The sequence below is a fragment of the Microbacterium kribbense genome (assembly GCF_039537285.1).
Lineage (GTDB): Bacteria > Actinomycetota > Actinomycetes > Actinomycetales > Microbacteriaceae > Microbacterium > Microbacterium kribbense.
In genome coordinates this window covers 207,913-221,283 of the sequence record NZ_BAABAF010000009.1, presented here as the reverse complement: position 1 = coordinate 221,283, position 13,371 = coordinate 207,913, and the positions used below count along the sequence as shown (strand labels likewise).

10 protein-coding genes are annotated in these 13,371 nt (G+C 69.1%); 8 read left to right on the top strand and 2 right to left on the bottom strand.

Going from position 1 to position 13,371, the window contains the following annotated elements; genetic code table 11:
- Positions 1-83: 83 nt before the first annotated feature.
- The 4 genes from ABD705_RS14055 (at position 84) to ABD705_RS14040 (ending at position 5,719) form a co-directional block, all read left to right on the top strand.
- Positions 84-1,385 (top strand): ABC transporter substrate-binding protein, encoded by a 1,302-nt coding sequence (locus tag ABD705_RS14055; protein WP_344784657.1) that lies wholly within the window; start codon positions 84-86, stop codon positions 1,383-1,385.
- A 137-nt stretch (positions 1,386-1,522) separates the two neighbouring features.
- Positions 1,523-2,413: a carbohydrate ABC transporter permease gene (locus ABD705_RS14050; RefSeq protein WP_344784655.1), complete on the top strand. Its 891-nt coding sequence runs from the start codon at positions 1,523-1,525 to the stop codon at positions 2,411-2,413.
- A complete protein-coding gene (locus ABD705_RS14045) occupies positions 2,413-3,285 on the top strand; it encodes a carbohydrate ABC transporter permease (RefSeq protein WP_344784653.1) in 873 nt (290 codons plus the stop codon). Before ABD705_RS14050 ends, ABD705_RS14045 begins: the two co-directional genes overlap by 1 nt.
- Before the next feature lie 34 nt (positions 3,286-3,319).
- Positions 3,320-5,719 carry a beta-xylosidase/alpha-l-arabinosidase gene (locus ABD705_RS14040; RefSeq protein ID WP_344784651.1) on the top strand — a complete coding sequence of 800 codons (2,400 nt, stop codon included), beginning with the start codon at positions 3,320-3,322 and terminating at the stop codon, positions 5,717-5,719.
- A gap of 39 nt (positions 5,720-5,758) precedes the next feature.
- Here ABD705_RS14040 and acnA read toward each other — a convergent pair whose 3' ends face one another.
- On the bottom strand, positions 5,759-8,569 hold the full coding sequence (gene acnA, locus ABD705_RS14035; RefSeq protein ID WP_344784649.1) for an aconitate hydratase: 2,811 nt from the start codon (positions 8,567-8,569) through the stop codon (positions 5,759-5,761).
- A 132-nt stretch (positions 8,570-8,701) separates the two neighbouring features.
- Positions 8,702-9,187 carry an Lrp/AsnC family transcriptional regulator gene (locus ABD705_RS14030; protein ID WP_344784648.1) on the bottom strand — a complete coding sequence of 162 codons (486 nt, stop codon included), beginning with the start codon at positions 9,185-9,187 and terminating at the stop codon, positions 8,702-8,704.
- A gap of 72 nt (positions 9,188-9,259) precedes the next feature.
- Here ABD705_RS14030 and ABD705_RS14025 point away from each other — a divergent pair, with 72 nt between their 5' ends.
- From ABD705_RS14025 to ABD705_RS14010, 4 genes are all read left to right on the top strand, one after another.
- The gene (locus ABD705_RS14025) at positions 9,260-10,705 is read left to right on the top strand and encodes a DUF6421 family protein (RefSeq protein ID WP_344784646.1); all 1,446 of its coding nucleotides are present in this window, start codon (positions 9,260-9,262) and stop codon (positions 10,703-10,705) included.
- Positions 10,698-11,387, top strand: a complete 690-nt coding sequence (locus tag ABD705_RS14020; protein WP_344784644.1) for an SDR family NAD(P)-dependent oxidoreductase — start codon at positions 10,698-10,700, stop codon at positions 11,385-11,387. Before ABD705_RS14025 ends, ABD705_RS14020 begins: the two co-directional genes overlap by 8 nt.
- A 44-nt stretch (positions 11,388-11,431) precedes the next feature.
- On the top strand, positions 11,432-12,502 hold the full coding sequence (locus ABD705_RS14015) for a threonine aldolase family protein (protein WP_344784642.1): 1,071 nt from the start codon (positions 11,432-11,434) through the stop codon (positions 12,500-12,502).
- A gap of 130 nt (positions 12,503-12,632) precedes the next feature.
- A complete protein-coding gene (locus tag ABD705_RS14010) occupies positions 12,633-13,370 on the top strand; it encodes an SDR family NAD(P)-dependent oxidoreductase (RefSeq protein ID WP_344784640.1) in 738 nt (245 codons plus the stop codon).
- The last annotated feature ends 1 nt before the right edge of the window (position 13,371 follow it).

Genomic DNA, 13,371 nt, shown 5'->3' with positions numbered 1-13,371 from the left:
GAAAACGTTTGACACTCTTCCCGCGAGCGTGTCACTCTAGCCCTGCGGCATCCCCGTGCCCACGAAATGAAGGAGTTTCCACGATGAAGAGGAAAATTCGCGGCGCGACGCTGGTCACGCTGGCCGCGTCCCTCGCCATGGTTGCCACCGGCTGTGCAGCCGGCTCGGGCGACAACGGCGGGTCTGGCGACGGCAACGTCACGCTGACGGTCTGGCAGAACAGTACGACCGGCCCCGGCCAGCAGTACTGGGTCGATGCCGCCAAGGCCTTCCACGAGGCCAACCCGAAGGTCACCGTCAAGGTGCAGTCGATCCAGAACGAGCAGCTCGACGGCAAACTGCAGACCGCACTGAACTCCGGCAACCCGCCGGACGTGTTCCTGCAGCGCGGCGGCGGCAAGATGGCGGCGATGGTCAAGGCCGGTCAGGTGATGGACATCACCGACGCGGTCACCGATGCGACCAAGCAGGCCATCGGCGCAGGCGCGCTGAAGGCGGAGTCGATCGACGGCAAGGTCTACGCCATGCCGCTGGACGTGCTGCCGGAGGGCCTGTTCTACAGCAAGGACCTGTTCGACAAGGCGGGCATCACGCAGCTTCCGGCCACGATGGACGATTTCAACGCCGCAGTCAGCAAGCTGAAGGCATCCGGAGCCGTCCCGGTGGCCGTCGGCGCCAAGGATGCCTGGCCGGCAGCGCACTGGTACTACAACTTCGCGCTGCGCCTGTGCAGCGAGCAGACGCTGGACGCGACCGCCAAGTCCCTGAACTTCAGCGACCCGTGCTGGACCGCAGCCGGGAACGAGCTCGAGAAGTTCGCCGCGACCAAGCCGTTCCAGCCGGGCTTCCTGACCACCTCAGCACAGCAGGGTGCCGGCAGCTCGGCGGGCTTGGTGGCCAACCACAAGGCCGCGATGGAGCTCATGGGCGGGTGGGACCCGGGTGTGATCGCCTCGCTGACCCCCGACCAGAAGCCGCTGCCCGACCTGGGCTGGTTCCCGTTCCCCGCCGTCGCCGGCGGAGCCGGTGACCCGGCCGCCATCATGGGCGGCGTCGACGGGTACTCGTGCTCGTCCAAGGCGCCCAAGAAGGAGTGCACCGACTTCCTCAACTTCCTGGTCACCCAGTCGCAGCAGGAGGCCTACTACAAGGCCTTCAACTCGCCGCCGGTCAACCTTCAGGCGCAGACGGTCGTCACCGAGCCGTACCTGAAGGAACTGATCGCGGCCTACAACAAGGCACCGTACGTGTCGCAGTACCTCGACACCCTGTACGGCCAGAACGTCGGCAACGCCCTGAACGTGGCAGTCGTGAACCTGCTCGCCGGCAAGGGCACCGTCGCCGACATCATCTCGTCGGTCAACCAGGCCGCAGCCAAGGGCTAGCAGGGACGATGAGTGCATCCCTGAGCCGGAAAGCTCCCTCGGTTTCGCCTCAGGAGGACTCGTCGCCGGTCGGGAGCATCGCCACCGCGGTGCTCCCGGCCCATCCCCGGCGCAGCACGCGGAGGGCATCCTGGCGCATGCGCCTGGAGATCACCCTGCTCAGCGGGCCGGCGATCATCGTCTTCCTGGCCTTCGTGATCTTCCCGGTCGCGATGGCCGCGTATTACGGGTTCTTCAACTGGCAGGGCTATGGGCCTGCCACCGATTTCGTCGGCCTGAAGAACTACTTCATCATCTTCACCGACGGCGCCTTCCACGAGGTGCTCTGGCACAACGGCATCATCTTGGTGCTGTCGCTGGTCATGCAGGGGCCGGTCGCGGTCGCGCTCGCGCTGCTGCTGAACCAGAAGATCCGCGGCCGCACCGCGATCCGCGTGCTGATCTTCGTGCCGTACGTCATCTCCGAGGTCATCGTCGGCACCGGCTTCAGCCTGATGCTGCAGACCGACGGCGCGGTCAACGAACTGCTCAAGGGGATGGGCCTGGGCTTCCTGCAGGCCAACTGGCTGTCCGATCCGAGCGTCGCGATCTGGACGCTGATGCTGATCCTGACCTGGAAGTACATCGGCTTCGCCGTCATCCTCTTCCTGGCCGGGCTGCAGGGCATCCCCGAGGAGCTGTTCGAGGCCGCCGCGATCGACGGCGCGTCGTACTGGCAGATCCAGCGGCGCATCACACTGCCGCTGCTGGGCCCGACCGTGCGGATCTGGGCGTTCCTGTCGATCATCGGCTCGCTGCAGCTGTTCGACCTGGTCTACATCATCTGGGGTCAGTACATCGCCTCCACCGCCGGCACCTCGACGATGGCGACCTACATGGTCGGCAACGGGCGCGACGCCGGCAACTACGGCTACGGCAACGCCGTCGCCGTCGTGATGTTCGTGATCTCGCTGATCATCGCGCTGATCTATCAGCGGTTCGTCCTGCGCCGTGACACCGCCGGCGCCATCACCGAAGGAGACAAGTGATGTCCGCCGCCGCCCCCGCCGTGCACACGCCGCGCATACGCCCGAGCAAGGACCGCACCGACTGGGGCAGCCCGGTGGTGTACTTCATCGCGCTGGTGCTGATCGCGATCTGCCTGGCCCCCGTGCTGTATCTGGTGGTGGGCGGATTCCGCACCAACTCGCAGATCACCACCGACCCCGCCGGACTGCCGTCGCCGTGGGTGATCGCCAACTACATCGACGTGCTGGTCAGCAGCACGTTCTGGATCGAGGTCGGCAACTCGCTGATCGCCGCCGGCTTCACCACGGTGGGCGTCGTGGCGCTGGGACTGATGGTGAGCTACGTGCTCGCCCGGTACCGGTTCCGCGGCCGCGGCGCGATGTATTCGCTGTTCGCCGCCGGCCTGATGTTCCCGATCACCGTCGCGATCACGCCGCTGTACATCCTGGTCAAGGACCTCGGCCTGATGGACACCCTGGCGGGCGTCATCATCCCCCAGATCGCGTTCGCACTGCCGGTGACCGTGATCATCCTGGTGCCGTTCCTGCGCGCCATCCCCGACGAGATCGAGGAGGCCGCCGCCATCGACGGTGCCGGCCGGCTCGCATTCTTCTTCCGGATGGTGCTGCGGCTGTCGGTTCCGGGCGTGGTCACCGTCGGCATCCTCGCGTTCATCGGCAGCTGGAACAGCTATCTGCTGCCCCTGTTCATCCTCAATGATCAGTCCACTTACACGCTGACCCTCGGCGTGCAGGCGTTCTCGTCGCAGTACTCGGTCGACACGGCCAAGGTGCTCGCGTTCACGTCGCTGTCGATGCTGCCCGCACTGCTGTTCTTCCTGGTCTTCCAACGGCGCATCGTCGGTGGCCTGACCGGTGCGGTCAAGGGCTGAGCAGAATCTCGAATCGATGACGACAGGATCCATCATGTCCGAAATCCCCGCTTTCCCCGAGGTCTCGCAGCGGGTGCGCGCACTGCACGCGCGCATGACGCTCGATGAGAAGCTCGCCCAGCTGGTCGGCTATTGGCTCGACCAGAACGGCACGGTCGCGCCGATGCAGAGCGAGATGGCCGCCGGGCAGCGGGATGCCGGCGCCCTGGCCGATGTCACCAAAGACGGAATCGGCCACTACACGCGCGTGTACGGCACCCGCCCGGTCGACCCCCTCGAGCGCGCCGCCTGGCTGTGGCAGGAGCAGCGCCGCCTCAAGCGCGACACCCGCCTGGGCATCCCGGCACTGGTGCACGAGGAATGCCTGACCGGACTGGCCGCCTGGCAGGCGGCGGTGTTCCCGACACCGCTGGCCTGGGGCGCCGCATTCGACCCCGACCTGGTGCGCGAGATGGCGCAGGCGATCGGCGAGTCCATGCGGGCCCTGGGCGTGCACCAGGGCCTGGCACCGGTGCTCGACGTGATCGTCGACCCGCGCTGGGGCCGTGTCGACGAGTGCATCGGCGAAGACCCGTACCTGGTCGGCACGATCGGCACCGGCTATGTGCAGGGACTGCAGAGCGCCGGAGTGCACGCGACGCTGAAGCACTTCGTGGGCTATTCGGCCTCGCAGTCCGGACGCAACCACGCACCCGTGCACGCCGGACCGCGCGAGATGGCCGACGTGTTCGTCGCCCCGTTCGAGATGGTGGTGGCCGAGGCCCACCCCGCCTCGGTCATGAACGCCTACACGGCGCTGGACGGTGTGCCGATGGCCGCCGACCCCGAATACCTGACGACCCTGCTGCACGAACGGCTCGGCTTCGACGGGGTCGTGGTCGCCGACTACTTCTCGGTCGCGTTCCTGCAGGTCATGCAGTCCGTCGCCACCGACCGCGGTCATGCCGCCGCACTCGCGCTGCAGGCGGGGGTGGATGTCGAGCTGCCCACCGGCGACGCGTATCTGGCGCCGCTGCGTGCCCGGGTGCGGCAGGGCGGCATCGACGAGCGCTATGTCGATCGCGCCGTGCTGCGAGTGCTGCGTCAGAAGGAGCAGCTGGGCCTGCTCGACGCCGACGCGTACGAGGACGACCCGCCGGCGCACATCGACCTCGATTCGCCGCGGCACCGCGAGCTCGCCCGCGCCCTGGCGCAGGAGTCGGTCGTGCTGCTGGCCAACGACGGCACGCTGCCGCTGCAGCTGCCCGCCCAGCGCATTGCCGTGATAGGTCCGAACGCCGACCGGTCCGAAGCGCTGCAGGGCTGCTATTCGTTCGCGAATCATGTGCTCGCGCACCACCCGGGCGTGCCCGTGCAGGTGCGCATCCCCACTGTCGCCGAAGCACTGCGCGAGGCGGGTGCACGGCTGACGGTGACGCGCGGCTGCGCGGTCGACGACGACGACACGACCGGGTTCGCCGAGGCGGTCGCCGCGGCACAGGCCGCGGATGTCGCCGTCGTCGTGGTCGGCGATCAGGCCGGCCTGTTCGGCCGCGGCTCGGTCGGCGAGGGCAACGACGTCGATTCGCTCGAGCTGCCCGGTGTGCAGCGCGCGCTGGTTGAGGCGATCGTGGCCACCGGCACTCCGGTCGTGATGGTGCTGCTGACCGGCCGCCCCTACGTCCTGGACTGGGCGCTGGATGCCCCCGGCCCGCGCCCGCGGGCCGTGCTGCAGTCGTTCTTCCCGGGCGAAGAGGGCGGCAGCGCCATCGCCGACATCCTCGGCGGCGACCTCGCGCCATCCGGCCGGCTGCCGATCTCCCTCCCCCGCTCGTCGGGGGCCCAGCCCTACAGCTATCTGCACCCGATCCTCGGCGGTGACTCCGAGATCACCGCGGCGCGCTCGACGCCGGTGCGCCCGTTCGGGTTCGGCTTGTCGTACACGGGCTTCGACTACACCGACCTGGCCGTGGCCGCCCGCTGCGCGGCGGGCGACGAGTTCGACGCCGAGGTGACCGTCACCAACACCGGCTCCTGCGACGCCGACGACGTGGTGCAGCTGTACGGGCACGACATGCAGGCGTCGGTCACCCGCCCGGTCGCGCAGCTGCTCGGCTTCGCCCGCGTGCATCTGGCCGCCGGCGCGTCGACCCGGGTGCGGTTCCGGGTGCCGACCACGCGGTTCGCGTTCAGCGACCGGCGCATGGTCAAGATCGTCGAACCGGGCGACGTGCAGGTCTGGGTGGGTGCGCACGCTGCCGCATCCGCGCCCGCCGCGCGTGACGACGCCGGGTTCCGCGCGGTGTCGGATGCCCCCGGCCCGCAGGTCTCGCCGGGCGTGACGGGGGCGGCGACCGAACGCGCCGTCGTGTCGATCACGGGCCCGCTGCACGAGGTCACCGGCGCCGACGCACGCACGGTGGCATGGGAGCAGGTCGCCGCCGTCCGGGTGTGAGGCCCGCGGCGCAACGCGCGCCGGCGCCTCGCACTCAGCTCAGGCGCTCGCGTTCAGGCGCTGACGCAGCACATACTGCAGGATGCCGCCGTGCCGGTAGTACTCGCGCTCGGTGGGCGTGTCGATGCGCACCGTCGCGGTGAACTCGCGCGCCTGCCCGCCATCGGGCTGCACCCGCACGGTGACCTGCTCGGGCACCTCGTCCTGACCGGACAGCCCGATGATCGAGTAGGTCTCGGTGCCGTCCAGCTCGAGCGACTGGGCCGTGTCACCGGCGACGTACTGCAGTGGAAGCACGCCCATGCCGATCAGGTTCGAGCGGTGGATGCGCTCGTACGACTCGGCGAGCACCGCTTTCGCGCCCAGCAGGATCGTGCCCTTCGCCGCCCAGTCGCGGCTGGATCCCGATCCGTACTCCTTGCCGGCGAGGACGACCAGCGGCGTGCCCGACTGCGCGTACTCCTGCGCGGCGTCGTAGATCGACACCGTCTCGGTGCCGCCGGGCAGCACACGGGTGAATCCGCCCTCGGTGCCCTCCACCAGCTGGTTGCGCAGCCGGATATTCGCGAACGTGCCGCGGATCATCACCTCGTGGTTGCCGCGCCGCGACCCGTACGAGTTGAAGTCGTGGTGCGTGACGCCGTGGCCTGCGAGGTACTTGCCGGCGGGCGAGTCGAACTTGATCGATCCGGCCGGCGAGATGTGGTCGGTCGTGACCGAGTCGCCCAGCTTGGCGAGCACCCGCGCCCCGGTGATGTCGGCCAGGGCGCCCGGCTCGCGGCCCATGCCGTCGAAGTACGGGGGCTGGCGCACGTAGGTCGAGTCATCCTGCCAGGTGAACTTCTGCCCCTCCGGAATCGGCAGGCTGTTCCAGTTGTCGTCACCGGCATAGACATCCGCATAGCCCTCGGTGTACATCCGCGCCTCGATGCAGCTGTCCACCACCTGCTTGATCTCGGCCGATGAGGGCCACAGGTCGTGCAGGTACACCGGGTTGCCGTCCGAGCCGGTGCCCAGCGGGTCATGGTTCAGGTCGACGTGCATCGAGCCGGCCAGCGCATAGGCGACCACCAGCGGCGGCGACGCGAGGAAGTTCATCCGCGTCTGCGGGTGGATGCGGCCCTCGAAGTTGCGGTTTCCGGACAGCACCGCCGCGACCGTCAGGTCACCGGCATCCACCGCCGTCGCGACCTCCTCGGGCAGCGGGCCGGAGTTGCCGATGCAGGTCGTGCAGCCGTAGCCGACCAGATTGAAGCCGAGCTGGTCGAGATAGGGGGTGAGCCCCGCGCGGTCGAAGTAGTCGGTGACCACTCGCGACCCCGGTGCCAGCGACGTCTTGACCCACGGCTTGGACTTCAGGCCCTTGTTGACCGCGTTGCGGGCCAGCAGCGCCGCACCGATCATGACCGACGGGTTCGACGTGTTGGTGCACGAGGTGATGGCGGCGATCACGACATCGCCGTTGTCGATCTGCGTCTCCTGGCCGTTCAGGACCAGCTTCTGCGCGTTGCTCTCCCACTCGACCGGGTCGCCGGAGTACGCCGACCGCGGCGCCTTGACGTCGCCCATCTCGCGATCGCCGAAGAACGGGTCCGATGCCGGGAACGTGTCGTCGATCGCGTCGTCCAGCTCGGTGAGCTTCTGCACACTGGCGGTGGGGTCGTTCAGCAGCCGCTCGACGGTGCGGGCGGCCAGCGTGAGCGGGATGCGGTCCTGCGGACGCTTGGGGCCCGCGATCGAGGGCTCGATGCTGGACAGGTCGAGCTCGACGACCTGCGAGAACTCCGGCTCATGCGAGGGGTCGTGCCACATGCCCTGGGCCTTGGCGTACGCCTCGACCAGCGCGACCCGCTCGGGGCTGCGGCCGGTGAAGGTCAGGTAGTCGATGGTCTCCTGGTCGATCGGGAAGATCGTGCAGGTCGACCCGTACTCGGGGCTCATGTTGCCGATCGTGGCGCGGTTGGCCAGCGGCACGTTGGCCACGCCCGGGCCGAACACCTCGACGAACTTGCCGACCACGCCGGCGTGGCGCAGCAGCTCGGCGACCGTCAGCACCATGTCGGTGGCGGTGACGCCTTCGCGCAGCTCGCCCTCCAGCTTCAGGCCGACCACCTTCGGCAGCAGCAGCGAGATCGGCTGGCCGAGCATCGCGGCCTCGGCTTCGATGCCGCCCACGCCCCAGCCCAGCACGCCCAGGCCGTTGATCATCGGGGTGTGCGAATCGGTGCCGACCAGCGTGTCGGGGTAGGCCACCGGCATCCCGTCGCCGCCGCCGTCGCCGTCCGCGCCGAAGACGACCCGGCCGAGGTATTCCAGGTTCACCTGGTGGCAGATCCCGGTGTCCGGCGGCACGACGGCGAAGTTGTCGAAGGCATGCTGCGCCCAGCGCAGCAGCTGGTAGCGCTCCTTGTTGCGCTCGAACTCGATCTCGGCGTTGATCTTGAAGGACCCGAACCCGCCGAACGTCTCGGCGATGACGGAGTGGTCGATGACCAGCTCGACGGGGATCAGCGGGTTGACCTGCTGCGGGTCGCCCCCGAGGGCGTCCATCGCATCGCGCATCGCCACCAGGTCGACCACGCCCGGAACGCCGGTGAAGTCCTGCAGCAGCACCCGGGCGGGGTTGAACTGCACTTCGCTGTGGCCGACGTCTCGTGCGTTCCAGTTCGCCAGCGCCTGGATCTGCTCGGCGGTGACGGCGACGCCGTCCTCATTGCGCAGCAGGTTCTCCAGCAGCACCTTCAGGCTGTAGGGCAGCCGTGCGCTGCCGGGGATGGCATCCAGCCGGTAGTACTCGTACTGCTTGTCCCCCACGGTGAGGACGTCCTTGGCTCCGAAGCTGTTACTCATCTCGTGTCGCCTCCCGGCAAAACGTTCGGTGCGCGCGCTGCAACACCCCGCTGAGCCCCATCATGCCGCGGAACGGGCCCGAGGGCCAGTCCGAGCCGGGGCGAGCGCCGCGGGCGATGCCGCCGAACCCCGTCAGGTGGCCGGGGACGCCGCCGGCATCAGCGGGCGGTGCTCATAGAAGGTCTGCAGCACCACCGTCGTGCGGGTGCGCACGCCCGCGGCCCGCCGGATGTCGCCGATCAGGCGCTCCAGGTCGCGGGGCGAGGCGACCCGCACGAACAGCATGTAGCTCGCGTCGCCCGCGATCGAATGGCAGGCCTCGATCTCGTCCAAGTGCTCGAGGAGTTCGGGGGCGTCATCGGGCTGGGCGGGATCCAGCGGCGAGATCTCGACGAACGCCGCGAGGGGCTTTCCGACGGCTGCGGCGTCGAGGATCGGCCGGTATCCGCTGATCACACCGCGGGACTCGAGCCGGCGCAGTCGCGCCTGCACGGCCGACACCGACAGCCCGACCTCGGCGGCCAGCCGCGCGAGCGTCGCCCGCGCGTCGCGCGAGATCTCGGCGACGATGCGCGTGTCGGCGGCATCCAGTGGTGCATCCGGTACCGAATCGCTCATGACCGTAATATTATCGGTGTACAGGTGATTCCACCGGAATAATTCCATCCAATCTGGAGATCGGAGGTTCTCATGTCCCGCATCGAGCTTGCCGAAGCGTCCCTGAGCCAGGTCCACGCCGAGCGCGCGCAGGCCACCGTCGTCGACGAAACCGAAGTGGACGCGGCCGCCGGGGTCGAGGCATCCCCCGCCTGGCACCGTCTCAAGCGGGCCGCGATCGACATGCAGAGCCTGCAGCAGCAGGACGGGTCGGTTCCCCATGAGAAGGCACGCGCGGCCGGACTCGTCGATGCGATCGTGGCCTCGATCAGCGAGCTGGCACCCCGGTTCCCGCATGACGCCGCCTACCTGGCGGCTTCGGTCGCCGACTTCACCCGCTGGAAGAGCGACGGACTCGGCGTGCCCGATTTCTACGACTCGCTGCTCGCATTCCATCCCGAGCAGCACCGGGTGGACGGGCTGCGGCATCTGGTCGTGTTCCCGATGTACACCCAGAACGGGTCGCACAACCGGTACGTCGAGGCGCTGATCGTCGAGGTCATCTGGCCCGAGTTCATCGCCGCGCTGCAGGCCGGCCCCTACAGCAACAGGCTGTTCGTGTCGCTGCGGCTGGTCGACTTCACACCGGGCTACGACACCAACTCGGCGGTGCTGTTCCCCGAGACGGTGGCGATGCGCGAGATCCCGACGTTCACCTGGGGCGCTATCTTCCAGGACCGCGAGGCCGCCCGGTACCGCCGGGTGGTGCGCGCGGCATCCCGGATCACGAAGCTGGAGCTGCCCGAGCCGGCGGCGCGGATGCTCGATGACCAGGCGCTCGCGGAGGAGACCTTCGTGATGTGGGACATCATCCACGACCGCACCCACATGCGCGGCGACCTGCCGTTCGACCCGTTCATGATCAAGCAGCGGATGCCGTACTTCCTCTATTCGCTGGAGGAGATGCGCTGCGACATGACCGCGTTCCGCGAGTCGGTCGCGATCCAGAAGAAGCTGACGGCGCAGGACGAGCTGACCGAGGTCGAGGGGCAGATCCTCGCGCACGCCGAACTCGTGCAGTACGCCGTGATCTTCGACCGGATCTTCCGGTTCGCCGTCACCGGATCGCGGGTGCGCAACTACGACGGGCTCGGGGGCCAACTGCTGTTCGCGTGGCTGCACCAGCACGGCGTGCTGCACTGGACCGACACCGCGCTCAGCTTCGACTGGCCGGACGTTCCCGCGGCCGTGGTGGCGCTCGGCGATGCGATCGACGACCTGTACTGGCACTCGATCGACCGGCCCAAGACCGCGCACTGGCTGGCCGCGTACGACCTGGTGCGCTCGGTGCTGACGCCGCATCCGGCGTCGGCGTGGGCGCGCGGGCTGCCGGCCGAGGTGCTCGCCGGTCCGCCCAAGGGGTTCACCGACGCGGTGCTGGACGACGAGTTCCCGCTGTCGATGTTCTACGAGGCGCTGGAGAAGAAGACGCGCCCGGTGATCGAGTCCACCTCGGGGATCCGAGCCGGCGATGAGTGACCTGACGGGGCGCACCGTGCTGGTCGCCGGTGCGACGAGCACCAGCGGCCGCGTCGCGGTGCAGACGCTGCGGGCAGCCGGTGCCGGCGTCATCGCGGTGGGCCACGACCCGGTCAAGCTCGAGGCCCTCGCCGCACAGGTCGACGCCGCCGGCACGGGCGCACCGTGGATGACCCCCTCGTGCGATCTCGCCGACGAGCAGGCGGTGCACGGCCTCGCCGACCGGCTGCACGCCGGCGGTGTGACGGTCGACGGGGTGCTGCACCTGGTCGGCGGCTGGCGCGGCGGCGGCGGCCTGGCCGGGCAGAGCGACGACGACTACCGCTTCCTGGAGCGGTCCCTGACCGGGCTGCGGTTCGTCAGCCGTGCCTTCGACGCCGACCTGCGGGCCTCCGACGCCGCGCGCGAGGCGATCGTGTCGTCGGTGTCGGTGCGCCGGCCGCTGGCGGGCGGGGCGAACTACGCCGCGATCAAGGCAGCCAGCGAAGCGTGGGCGCGCGCGCTCGCGCAGGGCTTCGCGAAGGCGGCCCGGGACGCCGAGCGCCCGTTGGCGGCCGCCTCGGTCGTCTTCCGGGTCAAGGCACTGGCAGGCCTGGAGCAGACCCTCGCCGACCGCTTCGTGGCGCTGTGGGACGCCGATGCGGCCGACGTGAACGACACGGTGATCGACCTCACCGCGTGACGGCGTCGCAGAGCGCCCGTGACCACGAACTAGATTGGACAGCTGTGACCACTCTGCATGACCGAACCGTCCGCGGCTTCGCCAGCGACAACTACTCCGGCATCCATCCCGAGGTGCTCCTGGCGATCGCCGATGCCAACGGCGGGCACCAGATCGCCTACGGCGAAGACGACTACACCGCGCGACTGCAACAGGTGATCGTCGACCGCTTCGGCGAGGGCGCCGAGGCGTTCCCGGTGTTCAACGGCACCGGTGCCAACGTCACCGGACTGCAGTCGATGCTCCCCCGCTGGGGCGCCGTCGTCACGGCCGGCACGGCGCACATCAACGTCGACGAGCAGGGCGCGCCCGAGCGCATCGGCGGCATGAAGCTGCTGACCGTGCCGACCGACGACGGCAAGCTCACCCCCGAGCTGATCGACCTGCAGGCGTGGGGCTGGGGCGATGAGCACCGCGCGCAGCCGCTGGCGGTGTCGCTGACGCAATCCACCGAGCTGGGCACGCTGTACACGCCGGACGAGCTGCGCGCGATCTGCGACCACGCGCACAGCCTCGGCATGCACGTGCACATGGACGGCGCCCGGCTGGCCAATGCGGCCGCCGCGCTGGACGTGCCACTGCGCGCGTTCACCCGCGACGTCGGCGTCGACGTGATCAGCCTCGGCGGCACCAAGAACGGGGCGATGGGGGCCGAGGCGGTCGTCGTGCTCAACCCGGATGCCGCGGCCGGCCTGATCTACCTGCGCAAGATGAACATGCAGCTGGCCTCGAAGATGCGCTTCGTCTCGGCCCAGCTGGTGGCCCTGTGGGAGGGCGATCTGTGGCTGCGCAACGCGCGCCACGCCAACGCCATGGCGCAGCGGCTGCGCGGCGGCGTCGAGGCGGGCCTGTCCGACGGATCGATCCGCGGTGTCGGATTCGCGCAGCCGACCCAGTCCAACGGCGTGTTCGCGACGCTGCCCGATGGCGTCGCCGACCGGCTGCGGACCGCCTTCCGGTTCTACGACTGGGATGCCGCCCGCAGCGAAGTGCGCTGGATGTGCTCGTTCGACACCACCGAGGCCGACATCGACGCCTTCCTGGCCGCCATCGCCCGCGAGACAGCCGGGGCCTGATCCAGCCGCGCGGGACTGCCGTACCACTCCGCTGATTTGTATTCATTGGAATAGAAATGCCGGATCATCCGTTGTCCCCGGTGAAGGCAGGTACGCGATCGTCGTACCGTCGCAAGCGAAGGAGAAGATCATGGCGAGGTTCGATGGCCGAGTTGCACTGGTGACCGGCGGTGCGAGCGGAATCGGCAAGGCCACAGCGGCCCGGATCGCCGCCGAAGGCGGCTCGGTCGTGATCGCCGACGTGCAGGATGCCGCCGGTGCGGCCGTTGTGACGCAGATCGAGAACAGCGGCGGCAAGGCCGCGTTCGTGCACCTGGACGTGACCAGCGAATCGGGCTGGGCCGACGCCGTCGCCGCGACCGTGGCGAAGTTCGGCCGGCTCGACATCCTCGTCAACAACGCCGGCATCGGCGACACCGAGCCGATCGAGGTCACGACGCTGGACACCTGGAACAAGGTCGTCGCGGTCACCCAGACCAGCGTCTTCCTCGGCATGAAGGCCGCCGGAGCGGCGCTCAAGGAGAGCGGCAACGGGTCGGTGGTCAACGTCAGCTCGATGTACGGCATTGTGGGCTCGGGCGTGAGCCCGGCCTACCACGCCGCCAAGGGGGCGGTGCGGCTTTTGACCAAGACCACGGCCCTGGGCTGGGCGACCGAGGGCGTCCGGGTCAACTCGGTGCACCCCGGCTTCATCGACACCCCGATCCTGGGCGACACCGACCGTGACATGCTCATCGCCGGAACGCCGATGGCGCGGCTGGGCAAGCCGGAGGAGATCGCGGCGATGATCACGTTCCTCGCCAGCGACGACGCGAGCTTCGCGACCGGCGCCGAGTTCATCGTCGACGGCGGCTACACCGCTCGCTGAC

Excerpts from the sequence above, each read along its gene's own strand:
- ABD705_RS14055 (WP_344784657.1), top strand. The coding sequence starts at position 84 with ATGAAGAGGAAAATTCGCGGCGCGACGCTGGTCACGCTGGCCGCGTCC.
- ABD705_RS14050 (WP_344784655.1), top strand. The coding sequence starts at position 1,523 with ATGCGCCTGGAGATCACCCTGCTCAGCGGGCCGGCGATCATCGTCTTC.
- ABD705_RS14045 (WP_344784653.1), top strand. The coding sequence starts at position 2,413 with ATGTCCGCCGCCGCCCCCGCCGTGCACACGCCGCGCATACGCCCGAGC.
- ABD705_RS14040 (WP_344784651.1), top strand. The coding sequence starts at position 3,320 with ATGTCCGAAATCCCCGCTTTCCCCGAGGTCTCGCAGCGGGTGCGCGCA.
- acnA (WP_344784649.1), bottom strand. The coding sequence starts at position 8,569 with ATGAGTAACAGCTTCGGAGCCAAGGACGTCCTCACCGTGGGGGACAAG.
- ABD705_RS14030 (WP_344784648.1), bottom strand. The coding sequence starts at position 9,187 with ATGAGCGATTCGGTACCGGATGCACCACTGGATGCCGCCGACACGCGC.
- ABD705_RS14025 (WP_344784646.1), top strand. The coding sequence starts at position 9,260 with ATGTCCCGCATCGAGCTTGCCGAAGCGTCCCTGAGCCAGGTCCACGCC.
- ABD705_RS14020 (WP_344784644.1), top strand. The coding sequence starts at position 10,698 with ATGAGTGACCTGACGGGGCGCACCGTGCTGGTCGCCGGTGCGACGAGC.
- ABD705_RS14010 (WP_344784640.1), top strand. The coding sequence starts at position 12,633 with ATGGCGAGGTTCGATGGCCGAGTTGCACTGGTGACCGGCGGTGCGAGC.